Origin of the sequence: Leptolyngbya sp. NK1-12, assembly GCF_032598965.1 — a bacterium.
Classification (GTDB): Bacteria; Cyanobacteriota; Cyanobacteriia; order Elainellales; family Elainellaceae; genus Elainella.
The window spans coordinates 1,246,048-1,266,928 of the sequence record NZ_CP053587.1 but is presented as its reverse complement, the minus strand read 5'-3'; the positions used below and the strand labels follow the sequence as shown (position 1 = coordinate 1,266,928).

General features: G+C 51.0%; 14 protein-coding genes. 8 read left to right on the top strand and 6 right to left on the bottom strand.

The window, feature by feature from the left end:
* The first annotated feature begins 473 nt into the window (after positions 1 to 473).
* Genes HJG54_RS33350 through HJG54_RS33330 form a run of 5 tightly spaced genes read left to right on the top strand, consistent with a single transcriptional unit; the run spans position 474 to position 9,329 of the window.
* Entirely contained in the window at positions 474 to 851 is a 378-nt protein-coding gene (locus tag HJG54_RS33350) for a response regulator (protein ID WP_316436193.1), read from the top strand.
* A gap of 5 nt (positions 852 to 856) precedes the next feature.
* Positions 857 to 1,822 carry a chemotaxis protein CheW gene (locus HJG54_RS33345; RefSeq protein WP_316436191.1) on the top strand — a complete coding sequence of 322 codons (966 nt, stop codon included), beginning with the start codon at positions 857 to 859 and terminating at the stop codon, positions 1,820 to 1,822.
* A 49-nt stretch (positions 1,823 to 1,871) separates the two neighbouring features.
* Positions 1,872 to 5,600 (top strand): GAF domain-containing protein, encoded by a 3,729-nt coding sequence (locus HJG54_RS33340; RefSeq protein WP_316436190.1) that lies wholly within the window; start codon positions 1,872 to 1,874, stop codon positions 5,598 to 5,600.
* Positions 5,601 to 5,618: 18 nt separating this feature from the next.
* Positions 5,619 to 8,798 carry a response regulator gene (locus tag HJG54_RS33335; protein WP_316436189.1) on the top strand — a complete coding sequence of 1,060 codons (3,180 nt, stop codon included), beginning with the start codon at positions 5,619 to 5,621 and terminating at the stop codon, positions 8,796 to 8,798.
* A 15-nt stretch (positions 8,799 to 8,813) separates the two neighbouring features.
* The gene (locus HJG54_RS33330) at positions 8,814 to 9,329 is read left to right on the top strand and encodes a hypothetical protein (protein WP_316436188.1); all 516 of its coding nucleotides are present in this window, start codon (positions 8,814 to 8,816) and stop codon (positions 9,327 to 9,329) included.
* A gap of 183 nt (positions 9,330 to 9,512) precedes the next feature.
* Here HJG54_RS33330 and HJG54_RS33325 read toward each other — a convergent pair whose 3' ends face one another.
* Positions 9,513 to 11,120 carry a helix-turn-helix domain-containing protein gene (locus HJG54_RS33325; protein ID WP_316436187.1) on the bottom strand — a complete coding sequence of 536 codons (1,608 nt, stop codon included), beginning with the start codon at positions 11,118 to 11,120 and terminating at the stop codon, positions 9,513 to 9,515.
* A gap of 781 nt (positions 11,121 to 11,901) precedes the next feature.
* Here HJG54_RS33325 and HJG54_RS33320 point away from each other — a divergent pair.
* The gene (locus HJG54_RS33320; RefSeq protein WP_316436186.1) at positions 11,902 to 12,117 is read left to right on the top strand and encodes a hypothetical protein; all 216 of its coding nucleotides are present in this window, start codon (positions 11,902 to 11,904) and stop codon (positions 12,115 to 12,117) included.
* Positions 12,118 to 12,777: 660 nt separating this feature from the next.
* Positions 12,778 to 13,215 carry a hypothetical protein gene (locus HJG54_RS33315; protein WP_316436185.1) on the top strand — a complete coding sequence of 146 codons (438 nt, stop codon included), beginning with the start codon at positions 12,778 to 12,780 and terminating at the stop codon, positions 13,213 to 13,215.
* 114 nt (positions 13,216 to 13,329) lie between these two features.
* Here HJG54_RS33315 and HJG54_RS33310 read toward each other — a convergent pair whose 3' ends face one another.
* From HJG54_RS33310 to rppA, 4 genes are all read right to left on the bottom strand, one after another.
* Positions 13,330 to 13,728 (bottom strand): hypothetical protein, encoded by a 399-nt coding sequence (locus HJG54_RS33310; RefSeq protein WP_316436184.1) that lies wholly within the window; start codon positions 13,726 to 13,728, stop codon positions 13,330 to 13,332.
* A 30-nt stretch (positions 13,729 to 13,758) separates the two neighbouring features.
* Complete coding sequence (locus HJG54_RS33305) at positions 13,759 to 14,499, bottom strand: trypsin-like peptidase domain-containing protein (RefSeq protein WP_316436183.1); 741 nt, start codon at positions 14,497 to 14,499, stop codon at positions 13,759 to 13,761.
* Between the two features lie 251 nt (positions 14,500 to 14,750).
* Complete coding sequence (locus HJG54_RS33300; RefSeq protein ID WP_316436182.1) at positions 14,751 to 15,980, bottom strand: sensor histidine kinase; 1,230 nt, start codon at positions 15,978 to 15,980, stop codon at positions 14,751 to 14,753.
* The gene (rppA, locus tag HJG54_RS33295; RefSeq protein WP_036011629.1) at positions 15,973 to 16,656 is read right to left on the bottom strand and encodes a two-component system response regulator RppA; all 684 of its coding nucleotides are present in this window, start codon (positions 16,654 to 16,656) and stop codon (positions 15,973 to 15,975) included. Before rppA ends, HJG54_RS33300 begins: the two co-directional genes overlap by 8 nt.
* An 85-nt stretch (positions 16,657 to 16,741) precedes the next feature.
* Here rppA and HJG54_RS33290 point away from each other — a divergent pair, with 85 nt between their 5' ends.
* Positions 16,742 to 17,089 carry a hypothetical protein gene (locus HJG54_RS33290; RefSeq protein WP_316436180.1) on the top strand — a complete coding sequence of 116 codons (348 nt, stop codon included), beginning with the start codon at positions 16,742 to 16,744 and terminating at the stop codon, positions 17,087 to 17,089.
* Between the two features lie 92 nt (positions 17,090 to 17,181).
* Here HJG54_RS33290 and HJG54_RS33285 read toward each other — a convergent pair whose 3' ends face one another.
* Positions 17,182 to 20,841, bottom strand: a complete 3,660-nt coding sequence (locus HJG54_RS33285; protein WP_316436178.1) for a PAS domain S-box protein — start codon at positions 20,839 to 20,841, stop codon at positions 17,182 to 17,184.
* Between the last annotated feature and the right edge of the window lie 40 nt (positions 20,842 to 20,881).

Genomic DNA, 20,881 nt, shown 5'->3' with positions numbered 1-20,881 from the left:
AGATTCTGATTTGATGATAATTACGTGCTATTCGTTGTAATAACATCTATGAGATCACTGTTTTCACACGCGAACGTAACGAAATTGGCATCGCTTCAGGGTATCTCCGCAAGGTTAAAAATTCTAAAAACCGTTTCATAAACGATAGAAGCATGTGTTTCTCTGAATTCTTCAACCACTTTAGCTTGCCTCAGTTGTACTCGCTTGAGTGTAATAGTTAGATATGCTAGCAGTTGCCGTATAGGTTACGCTGCAACCCACTCGTATTGCGTTGAATTGGCTAGAACTTTAGTTTTCATTTTTTATCTTTGAGCATATTAGATACATCTTTTATATGATGAAGATTTAGTTCATAAGCTGGTAAAAAGATAATCCAATCAACCTTAAATTAAGAATCTATTAATTTTTTGCGCTTTATAGATATTTTTGCTGATTTAAGTTTTCCGAATCAGGATAAGTACTCGGTGTAAATAATGTCAAAAATGATGAGCACAGTATTATTAGTTGAAGATAGTTTAACCGACTCAAAACGGTTGACGGACTACTTGCAGCAGTCTGGTTTAACGGTGGTGAGTGTTGGCAGCGTTGAGGAAGCCCAAGAAAAACTGCATCGGCTCAAGCCGGATTTGATCGTGCTAGATGTGATTTTGCCTGGGCAAAGTGGGTTTGAACTCTGCCTTGAGCTGAAGACCAATCCTGTCACAGTATCCATTCCAGTGGTGATTTGCTCGTCTAAGGGCACCGAGGGCGATAAGTTGTGGGGAAATTTGCTAGGAGCAGATGCCTATTTGCCCAAACCTGTGGATCAGCAGCAGCTCGTACAGACTGTTCAGCAACTCCTGAAAGGATAAACCCGATGAGTATTCCGCAATTCTTAGAGCTTCAAGATATTCTATCGCTAGCTAGGAAAGGCGATCCGAGCGCGATTGCTGCGCTAATTAACCATATTCTGAATCCCAAAGGCATTACTGCAAAAGTGGGCTGGAATCATCATTGTCTAGGCATTCTTTTAGAAGCATTGCCAGTTCCAGATCAAGAAGAAATGATTGCCTTTATTCGTCAGAATCTTGCTGACCTGCAACCGGAATCCATTCGATTAGTGAAAGTGGGTGGGTATCAACGAGGGCAAAGCGTACCAACGTGGTACGAAGAGATTGAGCTAGAGGGAAGAGTGACCGCATCTCCTGAAATGGACTATAGCGCCCCCTCCCTGATCCGGTGGCTGAATCAAGGCCTTGTACCCAACGAGGAAAAGGAGGAAAATAGTGATGCACTCCCGTCTTCTCTCTTGGCCAGTTCTGCATTTGATCCAGAAACACTCGATCTTGCTCATCTTACTGCAACCAATTTTGCGGCGAATGAACAACGATTTTTGTGCTTCTACTTGAATACCGAGGAAACAGCCCTGTTGCCGCTCAGCCAGATTCAGCAGGTGCTAAAAATACCTGTGGTAGAGATTTTGCCGGTTCCCCATATGCCGAATTGCGTTCTGGGAATTTACAACTGGCGGGGGGAGATGCTGTGGCTGGTGGACTTAGCACAGCAATTGAATTTTGCCTCTGGATTGAATCTCCCGTCAATGGAAACCTTGACAACCATTGTGATTCAAACTGATCGTAACTATTTTGGAATCGTTGTACCGCGATTAAGCGAAATTGAAACCCACAATCCGCAGCGATTACAGCTACCGACCTCAGCCTTTCCCGCCAAACTGTTATCTATTATGCAAGGCTATTTCAGCCCATCAGGAATCCCTGTTCTGAACGCGAACGCCTTGATTCAAGATCCACTCTTGCAAGTCCATTGCGTGCATTTATCCTAGCCAATTCGTATAAGATACCCCGACTTTAGCTCGGAATGGAGATTTTGTTATGACCAGCTCTTCAACTAATCAAACCAATCCTGATTTAAACCACACCGTGAACCGTGAGCATTCAGAGTCGGGTTCTAGCCAAACGCTACACAGTTGGGTGCCGCCAATGGGTGTGGTTCATGTATCCACATCGAAGGCCAATTGGTTAAATCCATCGGGTACTTCTGTATTCGCTGATTCCGTTGATGCTCGCATAGGTCAAGTTGGCTTGAATGATCGCTTTAACGATCAAGGAAACAATCATGTTACGTCACCTCCATCTGCTGTGGGCAGGCTGAGTCAGACAATGCAACAGGTGACAACTGAAGTAATAACGGTCAAACAAGAACTGGAAACCGCAGGAGAATACGATCGTCCTGAACTGCAAGAAAAGATGCAGCACACTGTAGAACTGGTCCAAGCTGCGTCTACTGAATTAGATCACTTATTGGCATCTGCGGTGCAAGAGTCTCTTCAGGCAATTCGGCAGCAATCGTTGCGGATCGCGCGTCAGATTCGTCAAGCCACTGATTTGGAAGAGGTTTTTCAGATTACGGTTGCCCAAGTGCGAGAGTGTTTACAAGCTGATCGGGTGTTGCTGTATCGCTTTAGCACGGATAGTCAAGGCGTCGTGGTGGCAGAAGCCCTAGAGTCGAGCTGGACGCCTGCCTTAGGCGAAACCATGTCTGCCCTCTGGTTTGGCTTGGATCAAGCGACTGAATATGCTCGCCGGCAGGCAGTCGCCATTGCCGATATTACCCAAGTGAATCCTTCGCCCTACTGGAAGCAGTTGTTAGATAAATTCCAGGTAAAATCCAGTTTGGCGGTGCCGGTTTGGGTGGATGGGCAGCTTTGGGGACTGCTGGCAGCGCACCAATGCCTTCAGGTGAGAGTCTGGCAAGAAGTAGAAGTAAATTTGCTGGCACAAGTGGCGATTGAACTGACCTTGGCATTGCAACCAGTGGAATTTCGTGCTCAGCAGCAGCAGTGGGCCGAGCGGGAGCAGGTTCTCTCCAGAGCCATGACCCGAATTCAGCAATCGTTGGATGTGGATACCATTTTCCGCACTACTACCCAGGAAGTGCGGCGGTTGCTGAAGTGCGATCGAGTGGCGATTTATCGCTTTAATCCAGATTGGAACGGTCAGTTTGTGGCAGAATCTGTGGCCAGCGGCTGGACACCGGTAGTGAAAGAGCCGGATCGCGCCTTTCTGAAGGACAGTGATCGACGCTGTGGCATGCGCACCTTCCTGTTTGACTGGCCACACCAAGACGACTACATGCGTGCAACACAAGGAGGGCAGAGCCAAAACCGCAGCCATTTTGTGATCGAGGATATCCTCAACTCTGGACTAGACGAATGTTACGTCGAGATTTTACAACGCTATGAAGTCCGCGCTTATCTGATCGTTCCCATCTATCAGGGACAGAAAGTGTGGGGCCTGTTGGCGGCCTACCAAAATACGGGTCCGCGCCAGTGGCAGGACTCAGAAGTTTTGATCTTAACCCGGATCGCGGATCAACTAGGGATTGCGATTCAGCAAGCGGAACAAGCGGCCCAGCTATCGCAGGTGGCGCAGCAAGAGCAGGCGTTGAACCGCGTCATCACTAAGATTCGACAAGTGTCCGATCTAGCAAGCATTTTTAGCACCACAACCCAGGAAGTGCGGCGACTGTTCGGCATCGAGCGAGTGACCATTTATAAATTCCGGGAGGACTATTTTGGCGATTTCATTACCGAATCCGAGGCAGGTGGCTGGCGCAAGCTAGTGGGCAGTGGTTGGGAAGACCCCTACTTGAACGAACAACAAGGCGGTCGGTTTCAGCAGAATCAACCCTTCGTGGTGGATGATATTTACCTGGGTGAAACGATTTGGGAAGAGGGCAAATTTAACCCGCAAAAACCGAAGCGGCCTTTAACTGATTGCCACATTGAAGCCTTGGAATCCTTCGAGGTAAAATCCTGTGCGGTCGTGGCAATTTTTCAAGGCCAGAAACTTTGGGGCTTGCTTTCGGCGTTTCAAAACAGCGCACCTCGTCACTGGGATGAAGCAGAAGTGCAGTTGCTAATGCGAGTGGCAGACCAATTGGGAGTGGCAATTCAGCAAGCCGAGTATTTGGCGCAACTGCAAACCCAAACGGCAGAACTGGCCAAAGCCGCCGAGCGCCAGCGCAACTTCTTGCGAATTATCGACCGGGTTGGACAATCCCTGATCGACAAGATCCGCTTGTCCAAAGATGTGGAAACGATTTTTGGTACCACCACGCAACAACTCCGGCAGTTGCTGCAAGTTGATCGGGTAGCCATCTATCGCTTCAAGCCCGACTGGGGCGGTGAGTTCATCGCCGAATCTGTTGGAGCCGGCTGGGGACAGTTGGTCAGTCCTACTGTCAAAACTGTTTGGGATGATACCCATTTGCAGGAAACCCAGGGTGGGCGCTATCGCAATCATGAAAACTTCGCCGTTGACGATATTTACATGACGCAGCATTCACCCTGCCACATTGAAATCCTGGAACAGTTTGAGGTGAAAGCCTACCTGGTTGTGCCGATTTTCGCTGGAGAGCAGCTTTGGGGTCTGTTGGCGGCCTATCAAAACACGGGGCCGCGGCATTGGGAAGAGGCAGAAATCAACCTGATGTCCCAGTTGGGTGCCCAGTTGGGGATTGCCTTGCAGCAGGCGGGATATCTAGAACAGTTACAGGCACAAGCTCAGCAGTTGGCCGCAGCCGCCGAGCGAGAGAAGACCGCTAAAGAAACCTTGCAGCAGTCCGTAGTCCAGTTACTGGCTTCGCTCGGACCGGCCTTGCAGGGCGATCTGACGGTGCGTGCCCCTATCACCGAAGATGAAGTCGGAACAGTTGCCGCGGCGTACAATAACACCCTGCAATCGCTGCGCAAAATTGTTTTACAGGTACAAGCGAGTGCGGACAGCGTAGAGCAGACCTCCCAGGCCAGTAAAACCTCGATTGCCCAGCTTTCACAACAGGCACAGCAAGCTGTTCAGGAGCTAACGCAAGCCCTAGAACAGGTACAAGGCATGGTGCAGGTCACTCAAGCCGTCGCTGACAATGCTAAACAGGTGGAAGTAGCAGTCCAACAAGCCAACGAGATTGTGCAACAAGGCGATTTGGCGATGAACCTAACTGTGGAAGGAATTCAGTCGATTCGAGCCACCGTGTCTGAAACCAGCCAGAAAATCAAGCGTTTGAGTGAGTCTTCCCAAAAAATCTCGAAAGTGGTCAGCTTGATTCATAATTTCACCAGCCAAACTCAATTATTGGCCTTGAATGCGGCGATAGAAGCAACCCGAGCTGGCGACTATGGACGGGGCTTTGCGGTGGTGGCAGATGAGGTGCGTTCATTGGCCCAACAGTCGGCGGATGCAACAACTGATATTGAAAAGCTGGTGCAGGAGATTCAAACCGAGACCACGGCGGTTGCCACGGCAATGGAGCTGGGGATTGAGCAGGTAGTGGGCGGCACGAACCGTGTCACTCAAGCGCGGCAGACCCTGAACGCCATCGTCACGGCAACTGCCCAGATCCAGGAATTAGTGCAGCGCATTACCCAATCGACCCAGGCACAAACTCAACAATCGCAATCCGTGACCCAAACCATGAGCCATGTGGCAACGATTGCTAACGAGACCTTTAGCGAATCCCGCCACATCGCCATCTCCTTCCAGCAGCTTCTAGATACTGCAAAAGCCCTGCAAGCGAGCGCCAAGCAATTCAAGGTGAACTGAGAAGGTGGAACTGAGGCTATGACAGACCCAACGCTGACCGAAGGCTATGCTACCTTCCTTACCGAAGCTCAAGATATCCTTAAACGGATTGAGCTGGAGTTGCTGACGCTGCGCGAAGACCACTCCACCCACAAAGTGCACAGCTTAATGCGATCGGCGCATACGTTGAAGGGCGCTGCCGCCAGTGTTGAGTTGGACACCGTTAAGCAGGTTGCCCATGGGCTGGAGGGGATCTTCAAGGCACTGTACAACCCCAATATTGACATCGATGCAGAAGTAGAAGCCATCCTGTTTGAGGGCTATGAATGTCTGCGGCTGGCGCTGATAGCTGAGCTGACAGTTGGGCAAATCGATCGGCAAGAGGTGCTGCATCGGGCTACTGCTACGGTGGCAAAATTGAAACACAAACTAGGGGATGGATTTGATCCAGCGGCACCGCTGCCCACGGCGATGGAACTAGGGTTTGATGTGGTGCGATCGGTGGTTGAAACGGTGATGGCACAACGACTGCAAGAACTAGCCCAAACCCTCCAGCACGGCAGCCCTGAGGCCGTCGCATCCGAGCTGGGCAAAAAGGCAGAAGTATTTCTGGGTTTGGCAGAGTCGTTGGAGTTGCCTGAATTCGCAGCAATAGCCCAAACAGCCCTGACCGCATTAGCCGCACATCCCGATCAAGTCATGACCATTGCCCAATTGGCGCTGGAGGATTTTTCACAAGCGCGAGCCAGACGGTTGACAGAAGATCGATCACCAGATTCAGCTCAACCCATTACTCCCTCACCGGCGCTGCAAGCCCTCGCCATGCCATCCCCGGCCTGCTCATCTCCTGCGGCAGAGACCCATCCAGTCATTTCTCTAGCACCTGCCATCGCACCCTTATTTAGCGAGTCTGGAGCAGCAAAACCAGTTAGTTCGTCACTCAGTCTCGATGATTTGTTCGGTCAGAGCGATAGCACTGAGGAGTCCGCTGCTACGACCATTACACCGCCCCATTCCCCCTCATTGCCAACTGATTTGCCAACTGATCTGCCAACTGATTTGCCAACTGATTTGCCGACTGAATTGCCGACTGAACCGCCGCCAACCAGTTCAACAGCCCAGTCCACACCGCCTTTGCCAGAGTCGGTGAAAGAGCCAATGCAGCGACCATCTCCTGAGCCGGTACGGGTTGAGGTCGAACAGCTGAAGCATCTCGATTATTTGGCGGGCGAGTTGCTGATCAACCAAAGCAAACAGACCAATCACGACCAACAGTTGCGAACAACAATTCAGGAGTTACGGTCGTCCTTGCAGCAACATCAACAAACTCTGTACCAATTGCAGGATTGGATTGAGCGCTGGCTAAGTCTGGTTGAGTCTGGCAGATTACTCGGCTCGACTGCGGTACCGGTTGCCTCGATTGCGTCCGATCTGGGGATATCCTGGACCACACCTGCTTTGATAGCCAGTTTCGATGCGCTGGAGGTCGATCGCTATCCGGATCTGCGCCTGCTGATGCGGGCCGCCCTCAATCAAACCGGACAACTCAACGAAATCAGCGAGACGGTAGAGCAGTTAGCGCGACAATCCAGACGCACCCTTGACGCCCAACGACGAGTCCTGCGACAGGTGCGCGAGGATTTAACGGCCCTGCGCATGCATCCCCTCCGCGATCTGTTAAATCGCTTTCCACGGGTACTCCAGCAACTCGGATCGGCTCACGGCAAGCCGGTAGAGTTGATTTTAGGCGGTGGGAATGTGTTAGTTGATAAATCTGTGGCGGAGAAGCTATACGATCCGCTACTGCACCTGCTGCGCAATGCGTTTGATCACGGCATTGAACCCCCTGAGGTTCGGCGTGCTCGTGGCAAATCAGAGGTGGGACGGATTGAAATTCGGGCAAGTCAACATGGAAATCAAACCGTGATCGACGTGAAGGATGATGGACAGGGCATTGATCTACAGCGCGTTGTCCGGCACTCCATTGCGTTAAGGTTGATTACGGCTGAACAGGCAAGCACCATTCCCGAGTCTCAGTTATTAGATTTACTATTTCAACCAGGGTTCTCAACCGCATCTCAGGTCAGTGACCTCTCTGGTCGTGGTATTGGTCTAAATGTGGTTAAAAATCAATTACAGACAATCAATGGTTCTGTCACCATCAGCACCTCTCCCCAACAGGGAACTACCTTTACCCTCAAAATTCCGCTCTCGTTAACTACAACCAGGCTCCTAGTATGTCAAGCGCAAGGATTTTTCTATGCACTCCCCGTTGAGCGAGTTGAACAAATTATCGTTCCCAAACCGAGTCAAATTAGTGTCCTCGGAGGCGAGCAGTTGGTGATGCACTGGCAGCAAGAAGAGGAATTGCTAGTGCCGTTGTATTCTCTATCTGAATTAGTTCACTATGCTGAAACTAGTTTCCAGCTCTATACTCAGACCCATTCCGAATGCCAATTTTCAACCTCTGCTTTGAAGCCCAAGAAATTTGATCAATTTGAAATCACTCCCGTCCTCTTGCTGCAAACGATCTATGGCTACCGGGGGCTTGTAGTGGACCGGGTGCTGGGAGAGCAAGAGCTGGTCATTCGCTCGTTAGGATCGGCAATTGCGCCGCCGCCCTATGTGTATGGCTGCTGCATTTTGAGTAATAGCCGCTTGGCACTGGCAATCGACGTTGAAGTCCTGATGCAGCTCACCACCGAGGTGGAATCCCTCCCAGAATATGCACTGCCCGCTGGCATATCAGCCGTTTCCCGCTTTTCAGTTGCGTTAGCATCAGGCAAGCCTACGTCTCCACTAGAACCAACCCAAACGCAAGTTCAACCGCCTCCGGCAACAATTTTGGTAGTGGATGATTCACTGACCCTCCGCCATGACCTGACCCGGTTGTTCCAGCAGTCTGGGTACACTGTTCATCAGGCTGAGAATGGACTAGAGGCACTAGCACAACTGCGACAACATCCCAACATTAACTTGGTGATTTGCGATCTGGAAATGCCGCGTTTAAACGGGTTTGAGTTCCTCAGCCAAGTTCAACAGGATGCAGCATTGACAACCATTCCTATCGTGGTTCTGACATCACGTAATAGTGCCAAGCACCGTCAGCTTGCGCTAGCTCTGGGTGCTGTTGCCTATTTCACAAAACCCTATGTCCGCCATGAGCTATTAACAACGGTCGATTGCCTGCTGCACTCCTCTTCTCCACACAAGCTTTAAACATGGAGTAGCTTCATGAATTCTGCTCTTCCCGTGTTCTTACCCGGCTCACCCGGCAAGCTCAAGCCGGCAACGAAAGCGTGCAAAGCTGCCATCTTTCAAGTGGCAAATCATTGGCTGGCGCTGCCAGCAACCGCCATTCTCAAGGTGATTGCATCCTCTGCGTTAGCCAGCCAGGGCAGCGAAACAAACTCATTAGCCCTATGGGAGAATCATCCCCTGATTTGGTTAGAGTTGCATCACCTAGTTCAATCGAGCGCTAGGGGTATTAATCAGCAGCAACCCTTCACAAAACCGCATTCCTATGTCGTAATTGTTTGGTCCCAAACTGGCGAGCGCTGCGCAATTCCAGTTGATGGGCTACCCATCTTACTAGAAATGCCGCTATCTGAGGTTCAAATCCTACCGCCCCATTACCGTCAAACCATTGGCAGTATTGCAAAGCATATGGTTGTATTACCTTATAAAGGAACTACTCTCACCATTCTGCTGCTGGATTTACAGCAAGCGCTATATAGCAGTTCTCAATGAGTTGAGAAATTCATCGAGGGGGTAGGAGCCAGGAGTTAGAAGATTCCGATCTCCCTTTCTGGCTTGCCCTCAGGGCTATGGATTGGAAGTCGGAGGAGCATCTCCAATTTACGAACTATAAATTGAAATTGGGGAATTGAGGAGCAAAATCATCCTAAATTCAGCAACGCCAAAAAATTTAATTTATAGTGCCATACCCAGCACCTTTAACAGCGTTTGAGTATCTTTAGCGCTAACCTGTAAGCGTCCACTTTCGATATCGCGCACCCAGCTCTGGCTCTTACCAACATGGTTGGCTAACTCTCGCTGGCTCAGTTGCAACGTTTTTCTAGCAGCCGCAATCTGCTGAGCTGAAAGGGTAGAGCGGGGATGAGCGACCTGTTTGCGCTGTGACTGTCGTAATTTGCGCTGCGTAGCTTGAGATGCTTGCACGTCCCACCCGTCTGGTAATTCAAACGAAAGTAACCGCGCCTGCATCAGCCGGTGCCATTTGTCCCGTGGAGCAGCATCAGTGAGACGGTTCTCGCGGCTACCGTCATTGATCCAAAACTCTAAAGCGGCTTCAGCATCGTCGGGTAACTCGGCTAGTCGGACCCAGAGGGGTTGAATGTCGGATGGATAGGTGTGGGGATCGAACAGAGGTTTAAGGCCATATTGATGCAGCACTTCCAGATCGCTTTCAAACGAGCGCAGCAGGCGTTTGCGTTCTTCTCGTTGGCTGGCAGCCTGTAACAGTTTCGTTTCTCCGTAGGCAATGCGCATCAAGGTAGGCACTGTCAGGCGCTGCTCATTGCCTAACTTTGCTTTAAATAGCAGCCAGAGCATCATCCGTGCCGCTCCTTCGTGCTGTTGCCAAATGCTTGTAACCGTGCGCAGCAGGGACTTTGGCAGACTGCCATACTGATAAAAGGCGGTCCCTTCTCTGGCGGCCTGCCGGTTGAGAAAGTGTTTAGCCCAAGCACCTGCTTTGATACGGAAGGTGAGTCCCGTCAGGTGTTTGCAGCCCAGGTCATCTTCCTGAAAATAATGGTGAATTTCTAATAAATGCCAGAGGCGGCTCTGATGCAGCGACAACTCTCGGACTCGGCCCTGTTGCGACCAGTGAATATCGAGCTGGAGTTTGCAGGGCTGTTCGACCAATTGTTTGATCAGGGTCAGTTTAGCCAGCTTGCTGAGGTCTTTGCGCTTCTCTAAGCCCAGGTACTCTTCAATCTGACGATCGCTAATCACAAAGTCCTGTTGCCAGGGTTGCTCCAGCGCAGTGGCATGGGCAGCATAAATTAGATGCAAACACGCGACACGTACATCCCAAGCGGCAAGGTCAGCTTCAGCCGTAGTACTGTCAAACGGCAGGGAATCCTCTGCGTCGAGGGGCTGGGTGAGGCGAAACGCAATTGATCCTCGTCCGCCATTCACCTGCCGCTCATAGCACAGCTTGCCATCTGAATCCGGCTTCCACGACAGGGATTGACCTTGAGCTAGCACGTTACATGCTTCCCATACCACAATCGCAGAGGCAAACGGATTACTTTTGCCGTTGGCAAACAAGCTGGGGCTAGGCAAGGTGGTGGCCGTAGTTTTGCAGCGTCCTTTCTTGGCCTGTAGCGGCACAGGGGGGCGGTCAATCGGACAAATACTGACGCATTGTGGTTCATCTGCATAATCTTTACAGTCGTCACACAGCATCGGATCAATCCATAGTTCCTCATCTACCGATTTGATCGCCCCCTTGGGACATTGGGGCATGCAATCACCACATTGGATACAACGGTTTGTAATACTGTGCGCCATAGAATTACACGGTGAATTACAAGGTTGATGCGATTAAATTGACACGATCGAAAAGATTGACAAGATTGACAAGGCCAGCAAAACAGCCCCCAACACTAGGTTGAGTAGATCAAAGATGAATTTGTTTTGCTCACTAGACTTGGGTTTGTTCCCCCTAAATCCCCCTTGATAAGGGGGACTTTAAACCACGGTTGGGTTATTTCCCTGCCTTCGGTTAGGCCAGGGTGTATACACAGGGCATCCCAGATCCCTTTTCTGCATTTCCGCAGTAAGCAAACTTTGAGCAATGAACCGAGCAGGGAACCAATGGACTGGGCGAATCTGACTAGACAACGTGCTATCTCAATTTGGGTGAGTCAGCGCTATCTCCACAGTTATAAATAAGAACATTGCCTTATTTTGTTCAATTTAAGCGATTAAACAATTTCTTAAGCTTTATCTGAAATGGGTTCACGATGAGTATTCTGAGTTTTCGTTTAGTAACCAAAGTTACAGATAAAATATCAACAACTCCTTGCACAAGCAATGCAACAGGAGTTAGCTTTAGTATTTTTATGCTGACTAGTGCAGCAATGAAGATTTGTCAGACGACCAATAGCAAGGCAACATACTAGTCCCCTGACCCATAAGCACTCATTCCTGTCGTAGAAAATACCTGTACCCTGCCTCCAGCGTTTGTGGCAGTCGATTGCAGCAAAGTAGTTCTGAGAACTGAGTACATCCCTGATAGCTTCCAACTCAGGCAGCGGAATGAGCCGATGAGCAGGAATGGTTTTCTGTATTGAGTGTACGACCCATCGGGGAAACTTGGTATGTGGTGGAAATTGGCGTCGCAGGACTGCCCGACAAGTGGGTGGTGCAAGTGTATGATACTGGCGAATGCGACCCCAGCTACACATTTGTCTCGCCTGTTAAAGCCACCGAAGCAGACACAGGGTTAGAAGACCTGCCAGAGGCAATAGCCCAAGTATTGGCTAGCGAACGCAGCAGTGATTGAATGATTGTTGTCTTACTGATGAAATGATAATTTACTCATGTCTTTCCTAGGATTGATGTGAAACTAAGCAGAGGCTGATACAAATAGCGAATTACAGCGTTTTTCACTCATGTGAGGTACAGGGGGTGTGGCGGCTTCGCCCCCACGCAGGGGCACTGCCCCTGCACCCCGTTTTTCGTACTTCACTAGCCTGAAAAAGGCTGTAAGTAGGTGGGCGCAATGATTGAGAAGACGCATTTCGACTCCGCTCAATGCGCAACGTTTCGGGAAGCAGAGGGTTGAGCGGAGTCGAGACCCGGCATTGTGGAGCGAAGATTAATTTAGCCTACCTACTTATTTTTAGATCCCATTCTCCTAACTCAAGAGAGATGCCCTAGGCAGTAGAGTAAATTCATCTAGTCTTATACATGATTGGACATGAATTAAATTAAAAATGAATTAAAAATAAAACATTCCATTTTCTAAGCGCTTAATCATCAAGATTTTGTATCAACAAAAACTGAAATAAAACCTCAGTTTGTCTCTATACTATTAGTGGACTTTACGCTGTATTCATTCATCTGATTGTGTTTCTGAATGACTGTAAATCTGATGGCCCTTGTCTGATGATTACATGTCTAAATTGAGTGCTAATTTCAACAACTTTCACAGGAGACAATCATGAAACTAAAGTCTACGATTGCAGCGGTTGTAGCAACGTCTGCTCTGGTGGGTGCAGTTTTGCTGCCAGAAATGGCTCAGGCCAAACCCTGTATCTTCAGTCAGCAAGGCGGGATAACCGACAGCGCACCTTCGAGCAATCCAACGGCTGATCCAACTACAACCCAAGCCGATCTGAACGATCTCAACAAATTGGGAATTGTCGGAGCAAGCTTTGCTGTTTTGGGTGGGTTGTTGGCAGGAGGTGTGTTTCTCAAGCGACGGTTTGATCGCAAATCTGAGCCGCTAGAGGCAGACATGCAGCCAGAAGTTTTGCCAACTCAATTGGCCAATCCTTTGGCTGTTCCAACTGAGTTTGCGATCGAGATTCCACCAGAAGTAATTCAATCAATTAGAGCTACAGAAGAGTCTAATTCTGAATTAACTTCAGCGCGATAAACGCCTCGCGTTCAACTAAAATAAAGCCCTCTAGAAATTTATTTAGAGGGCTTTATAGTTAGCAAAAACAGTTAGCAAAAATAATCGCAAAAACAGCTAACTAATCAACTGCAATTAATGTCGGTTTCGATCGCGCTCTAAGTCATAAATCACTTTCTCCAACACCCAATTTGCTGAGCGATCAGGATGCGTTTGCTTAACGTGAGCCAGTAGCCGCTTGGCAGCATTGCGATCGTTGTGCAGCAGCCGCAGCAGTTTCTTTTGGAGTTGGAAGTTGGTCTGGTCACCCTTCTCAGAGTGATTGAACTCAGGCAAATCATTACCCCGCGTGGCGCTATAGGCAATCAAGGCCGCACCCGTACCCAAAATTGCAACCGCTGCAACTGTCTGTTCAGGATTGGTAGAACGGCGGGTCGAGTTGGCTTCAGTCGCTAGGGCGGGAGGGGTCATTGCAGCAGACGCAATCCCAAAGGCAGTCGTAACCGCTAAACCAAGATGAAAAAGTTTCAGCATAAATGATCTTCTCCTTGAATTGATCTTGAATCAACCCACAATCCGAGCCGCAATTGCCTGCGCTCGATCAATCGGAATAGCAAACCCTAAGCCTTGTGTGCGGCCAATAATCGCCGTATTAATGCCGATCACTTCGCCTTGCTGATTCAGCAGTGGCCCGCCAGAATTACCAGGATTGATGGCCGCGTCGGTTTGAATAAAGCTGTCCCGTTGATTAGGGGAGCCGATCGCACTGCCCGCTCGATTGGTAGCGCTGACAATGCCGACAGTGACGGTCTGATCTAGCCCTAGCGGGTTGCCAATGGCGATTGCCCATTCCCCCGGCTGGACTTGAGCTGAATTGCCCAAGGGCGCAACCGGCAAATTGTTAGCAGGAATGCGCACAACCGCAACATCTGAAGATGCATCCGCCCCCAGGACCTGTCCGGTAAAGGTGCGTCCATCGTTTAAGGTAACTCGGACGCTCGTAGCCCGATTGACTACATGGGCATTCGTTAAGATCAAACCGCTAGCATCAAAAATAAAGCCTGAGCCAGTACCGCGCGCAATACCAGATTGATTCCGGAACGATGATCGAGTTGAGTCAATCCGCACAACTGCCGGACTAACTTCTTGAACGACAGCGGTAACAAAATTGGTATTGGTCTGGCTAGACTGAGCGGCCATTGGTTCAAGCGGTTGCGATTGAATAGGAGTCGGACGATTCAGAAGCGAGACACTAACAATCGAACCGACCAGCAATGTGGATAGATAAACAGCTGACTTGTTCATGTGAGGAGTTAGGAAATGGCAGTAAGTAAGCATTCTAGAAATGCGGCGGCTCGCTACATCCGGTCAGACCAATGCCTAAAACCACAGCTAGCTTGGATCAGGCATAACGGTTTTGAGCGGACAAATCAGCGGTCATTCACGCAGCGCATCGGACTGTTTCTTACCTCTACCTGATATTGTGAGCCGCAAAAATGACAAGAAAGTGTCACGCTCTTTGGTCACGCTCTTTGGTCACGCTCTTTGGTCACACCCTATGGCTTCAGTGGCAGTTCAATCGCAAACATGGATCCCTGCCCTAGGACACTACTGACTCTGATTTGTCCGCCATGGGCCTGCACAATTTGCTGCGCGATCGCCAGCCCTAACCCAAAACCGCCGGTTTCTCGCGTTCTAGCCTGATCAACTCGGTAAAACCGATCGAAAATATGCGGCAAATCAACTGCCGGAATGCCGCTGCCGCTATCTCGCACCTGAATCATGGCCCGTCGCCCTTGGCTAAACACCTGTAGCTCGATTGTGCCGCCTGCCAAAGTGTATTTGATCGCGTTATCGAGCAGGTTTTTAACTGCTTGCTGCAGCAATTCCGGATCAGCCTGCAAAGGTATCGGTTGATTTGGCAACTGGCTGACGAAGCTTAATTCCTGGTCTGCGGCTTGAGCGGCATAATCCGCCGCTAACGGTTGCAGCAGAGACACCAGATCCACGCTTCGCAATGCTTCCGGAGCAAGTTTGCCATCGTGACGCGCCAGAAACAGCAAATTGTTGACCAAGCTATTCATCCGCTTAGTGGTGTCAACGATTTTTTCTAACCGTTGCCGAGGCCGGACTGTATCATCCGCGGGGGCCAACAGACCCACCTGGGCGTTACTCAAAATGGCCGCCAGCGGCGCGCGCAATTCATGAGACGCATCAGCAGTAAATCGCTGAAGCTGAGTATAGGAACGGCGAATCGGCTGCATGGCTAATCCGCCCAACCCCCAGCCGGTCAGGCCAATCAAACCGAGCGTCACTGGAACACCCAGGGCCAGAAACAACTGGGTCTGCTGCAATGTTGCATGAACCGGGGCAAGCGACACCGCCACCTGCAAATAGCCAAGCAGCGCACGCTGACGATACACGGGCAACGTCACTTGACGCAGCGCCTGCTGATCCAGCACCAGCGTTTCAAAGCCAAGCGCTCCAACTGCCTGTTGCCTGGGCCGATCGCCGACAAACTGCTGTAGCCTACCCGTGGCATCGTACCAGCGAATATAGACAATCTCGCCTTGCGGGCTGCCCAAATCAACGCGCCACTGGTTTTGAGCAAACTGGTAGTTACTGGCAGTCGTGATTGCTTTGCTGCGGGCATACAGATCCTGATCAAATGTTCGCAATTGGGTTTGCACTTCTCGCGAATAGACAACTGCCGCAAAGAAAATCAAAATCCCGCCCATCGACAGGGTGAACCAATAGGCCAATCGTTGCCGGCTCTGATTAAACATCGGCTTTGGGCGGCGCAAACCGATACCCCATGCCGTATACCGTCTCTAACCAATCTTTTGCCCCAACCGATTCCAGCCGCTGTCGCAAACGACGCACCAGAGTTGAAACGGCGTTGCTTTCCGGCTGCGTGCCCCACTCCCACAGCGCTCGCTCGATCTGATCCCGCGAGAGCAGTTGATTGGGATGGCGCATCAGATACTCCATCAGCTGAAATTCGCGCATCGAAAGCTGAGTCGTCTGCTGATCGCGTTCGAGCATCAACCGATTGGTATGCAACTGTAAATCTTCCAGCACCAAAGTTTCACCATTCCACAGCGGCGACCGCCTACCCAGTGCCCGCACTCGCGCCAACAGCTCGATCAGATCCACCGGCTTCACCAAATAGTCATCCGCTCCCGCATCCAGCCCTGCCACTTTGTCAGGCGTCGTGTCTTTGGCAGTCAGCATCAGCACCGGAGCCGTGTTGCCCATTTGGCGGTAGTGTTGACAGAGTTGCAGGCCACTCACATTTGGCAGCATCCAGTCTAAAATCAGCAGATCATACGACTTAGAAGTCAATAGCCACTGGGCCGTTTCCCCATCCGCAACCGCATCCACAACATGCCCAGCTTGCGACAGGGCAGCATGCAGCGGCTCTAATTGTTCCGGATCGTCCTCCACTAGTAGAATGACCATAGGCTGTAAGCGGCTCGATTTCTTTAGTTTGCCAGATAAGTTTGCCAGATAAGTCTGCCAAGTAAGTTTGCCAGATAATTCACCGATGCGTTTTGGACTGGATTGGCTTGCATTGCCGCTGTTGGGCCTGCTATTTTGGGCAGGCAGCAGCCTGATTGGGCAGCAGTTGCTAAATCGCCCGAACCCAACTGCACCAGCATTGCAAGTCGAGCCGCAGCCATCGCCTACCGAACAAGTTCTGTCGATCAAGGTTGCTATCGATCGCGATCGCGGCGTTTCTCAAGTTAGTGTGCGAGCCGTCACCAGCGTGATCAAACAGCAAACGTTTGAGATTTCCGCAACCGATGCCCGTCAGCTAGAAGCAGTCATCGCACAGCAGCTCAAACTCTCTCCTCAGCAGGTGAAAGCCCTGATTCGCTATCAGGTGAAGTAAGGCAGGTGAAATAAGGGCTTACCATTCAACTATCACAGCCCAACTTCAGGTTTTACTGCAACAGAGCAGAGGCTTGGACTGCTGGCTCGCGGCTAATCTGCGCTCGCTGGATGCTGATGCAGCAGAGTCACAATCGCCCGAATTAGCTGCTCCGGCTCGACCGGTTTAGCCAGGTGAAGTTGAAATCCGGCGGTGAGCGCTTGTTGCTGATCAAGTTCTCCGGCATAGGCTGTCAGGGCAATGGCTTTGGGCAGAGTTTGAGAAAACTGTCCAGTTGCTTGCCTGATTTGGCGATCTCTAATCTGCCGCATCAGCATATATCCATCCATTTCAGGCATGCCGATATCGCAAATCAGTAGATCTGGTGCAAATAGGTCTAGCTGTTGTAGAACCTCAACGGCAGAAGCAACAACCCGCACCTCTGCTCCAGCTTGCTGCAAAATAAATTCAATCAATTCTCGAATATCGTCATCGTCATCGACGGCTAAGACTTTTAATCCAGTCAAGTTAGCCATCATTGGAGATTCCTCTTGCTGATCAACACTGCCCGCACTGGTCATTAAAGGCAATTGCACCGTAAAGGTTGCTCCCAATCCTTCCCCCAAACTCTCTGCCCAAACGGTCCCTCCATGCAGTTCAGTAATATGACGCACGATCGCCAACCCCAAGCCCAAGCCACCAAACCGGCGCGTCGTCGTCCCATCTTCTTGCCGGAAGTAGTCAAACACATAGGGCAGGAACTCCGGCGCAATCCCCTTGCCCGTGTCAGTAACAGTGATTTGGGCTTGAGAGTCACTGCGTTCCAGCCGTACCTCCACTCGCCCTCCTTCTGGGGTGAACTTGACGGCATTGGAGAGCAGATTCCACACGACCTGCTGTAGGCGGCCTGCATCGCCCATCACCTGCAGCAGTCGAGGTGGGGAGGGAGTTGCGTCTACTCCGGTGCTGATAGTGAAGTGCAGCTCAATTCGCTTGGCGTCTGCGGCCAGTCGCACAGTGTCCATAGCGGCTGCAATGGTGGACTTGAGATCAACTGGAGCTACATCAAGGCTGAGTTTGCCGCGCAAGATGCGGGAGACATCGAGCAAATCTTCGATGAGTTCAGCTTGCAGTTTGGCGTTGCGTTCGATCGTGGCTAACGCCTGTCGCGTCTTTTGTTCGTCGAGGGGCTGAATTTGCAGGAGCTTTGACCAGCCCAAAATCGGGTTGAGGGGGGTGCGTAGCTCGTGGGAAAGAATCGCGAGAAACTCATCTTTGACTCGGTTGGCTTGCTCTGCTTCGGCTCTGGCCTGACGTTCTGCTTCATACAACTGGGCGCGGGAAATTGCCTGAGCACACTGACGGCTGAGGGCCAGAATGAACTCGCGCTCGTCCTGACTGAGCTGTTTAAACGGCAGAAATGACAGCGATAGCCCACCCACGGCTTTGCCTTCAACTATTAACGGCAGCGAAACCCAAGTCTGGAAGGGAAAGCGCTGGTAGGTCTCTGCTAGATGGGGATAGCGGGCTAGCCGTTCGGATAATGGCTCGGCCCAGACTGGCTGCCCGGTTCGGACCGCTTCCGCCAACGGAAGAGCAGACTGGATAGGAAAGGGCTGCTGAATCTCCTCCGGACTGGCGGCATACCCCACCGCTCGCACAATTTCTAGGGCAGTCCCCTCTGGGTTGAGGAGGGCCACAAGGGCCGCATCTGCTGCGAGGGCTGCCATACTCTGCTCTACAATCACCTCTGCGACCTGCTCCGGCGTGAGAGATTCTGAGAGAGCAGCGGTTACGGTTTGCAAGCGAGCCGTGCGTTCAGCAGCTTTTTCGGCGGCTTGTTTGGCCTGCTGCGCCATGTGATAAAGGTGGGCATTATCGATAGCGATGGCGGCTCGACGCGCTAAATCTTCCGCTAGCCTCAGATCGTCTAGGTTGTAGTGGCGGTTCGATTCGGTAAACACAAACGTGATGCTACCCAGCACTCGTTCTCGAGCTGGCAGCGGCGAAATAATACAGGACTTTAAGCCTACGCCGCGCAGAATTTCTAAGTAGTCAGGATTAGGGACAGATGCCGCCAGTTGCTCATCGGTAATCTCGATGGCAATTTCGCTCTGTCCAGTTTTCATTACCTGGGAAATGCCGTATCCATCGTCTAAATGTCTGGGAAAGCGTTGGGCTAATTCCCATCCCAATTGCACTTTTTCTGGATCGGAATGAGCTACTGCAACGCGACTAATAGTACCGTCGTCATTCAACAGATCCACACTGCACCAGTCAGCAAAATAGGGAACGGCTAGCTGAGCCACACTTTGCAGGGTTTGTTCGTAATCTAGAGATGAAGCCAATACCGTACTCACCTCGGCCAAAAAGCTAGCGCGGCGCTGTTCTGCTTCAGCTTCTAAACGGGCTGCCTGCTCGCGCATCAGTTGGGCCTGTTCCTCGGCAAGACGCAAGCGCACGGCCTCCGCCTGTTTGCGTTCGGTGATGTCAAAAAAGGAAGCGACCACCGCAAAGGGCATTGAATGACCGGGTTGAAATAACGGACGGGTGTTGATAGAAATCCAGGTCAAGCTGCCATCGGGTTTGCAAATTCCCATCACAACATTGGACTGGGGTGCGCCAGTTCGCAGCGTCACCATCGCCGGATGCAGTTCACCGGGGAACGGGGAACCATCTTCGTAGATCGCAGCCCAGCGGGGATCTAGAGAGGTACGTCCCATCATCTGGGCTGCCGTCAGACCCAAAATTCGTTCGGCACTGGCGTTACAGGTGAAGATCGTGCCATCGCTATGCTGTAACACAATTCCTTCAGCCGCCGCTTCAATCACAGACCGATAGCGTTCTTCCGACTCCCGCAGGCTGGCTTCGGCCTGTTTGCGCTCGGTAATATCGCTAATCGCAGTAATTACATGGGTGATGTTCTCGTCTGTGTCGAATAAAGGAGAGGCATTGATGGACAGAATAATCCTGGTACCGTCAGAGTGGGTAATAGCATGTTCAACGGCATAGACAGGTTTGCCGGTTTGCATCACCTGGACAAACGGCAATTCCTGATCAGGAAAGGGCTGCCCATCCACGGTCGTAATCGACCAAGATGGGTCGTTGTACAGCCGCTCTGTCAAATCGCTCCGAGTTAGCCTTAAAATCTGTTCTGCGGCTGAATTGGCCGTGATCAACCGGCCCTTCTGATCCAGGATAACTATGCCATTGGGAATGGTTTGAAAGATACTAGACAGTTGAGCTTCACTCTTCCGCAATGCGTTTTCAATTAGTTTCCGCTCCGTGATGTCATGCATCACTACCACAGCTCCCTGTTTTTCCCCTTGGGCATTCACAATTGCCTGCCCACTCGCTAGCAAGGTCCGTCTCATACCCGTTTTGGGAGCAATCACCATCTCCACCTGATCAACAATTTCCCCCTGCAAAGCACGAAACAGGGGAATCTCTGTTTTGGGCATGCGAGTTTTGCCATCGGGTCTATATAGGTCGTAATATTCGGCCCATTGGTCCGGCGGCAGGGGTTGTTCTGGCAGACCATGAAATTGACGGGCAGTCCGATTAAAGAGCGTCAAAATGCCCTCGGCATTACAGGCAACAATTCCTGCTTGCACACTATCCAGCAGCACCCTCAGCATCTCCTGCCCTTTTGGGCAGGCAGGGGCCGTCTGGGGTTCAGTAATTGCTAGTTCGGGTTGGTCCGTTGCGGATAAGGCAAATAATTCAGCAGCTTGAGATGGGGACAAGGCAGGTTCAGGGACTGGGTCAGACATGGGCGGAGTCGGCAAGAAGGGCGGCGATGAAACGGTGAAA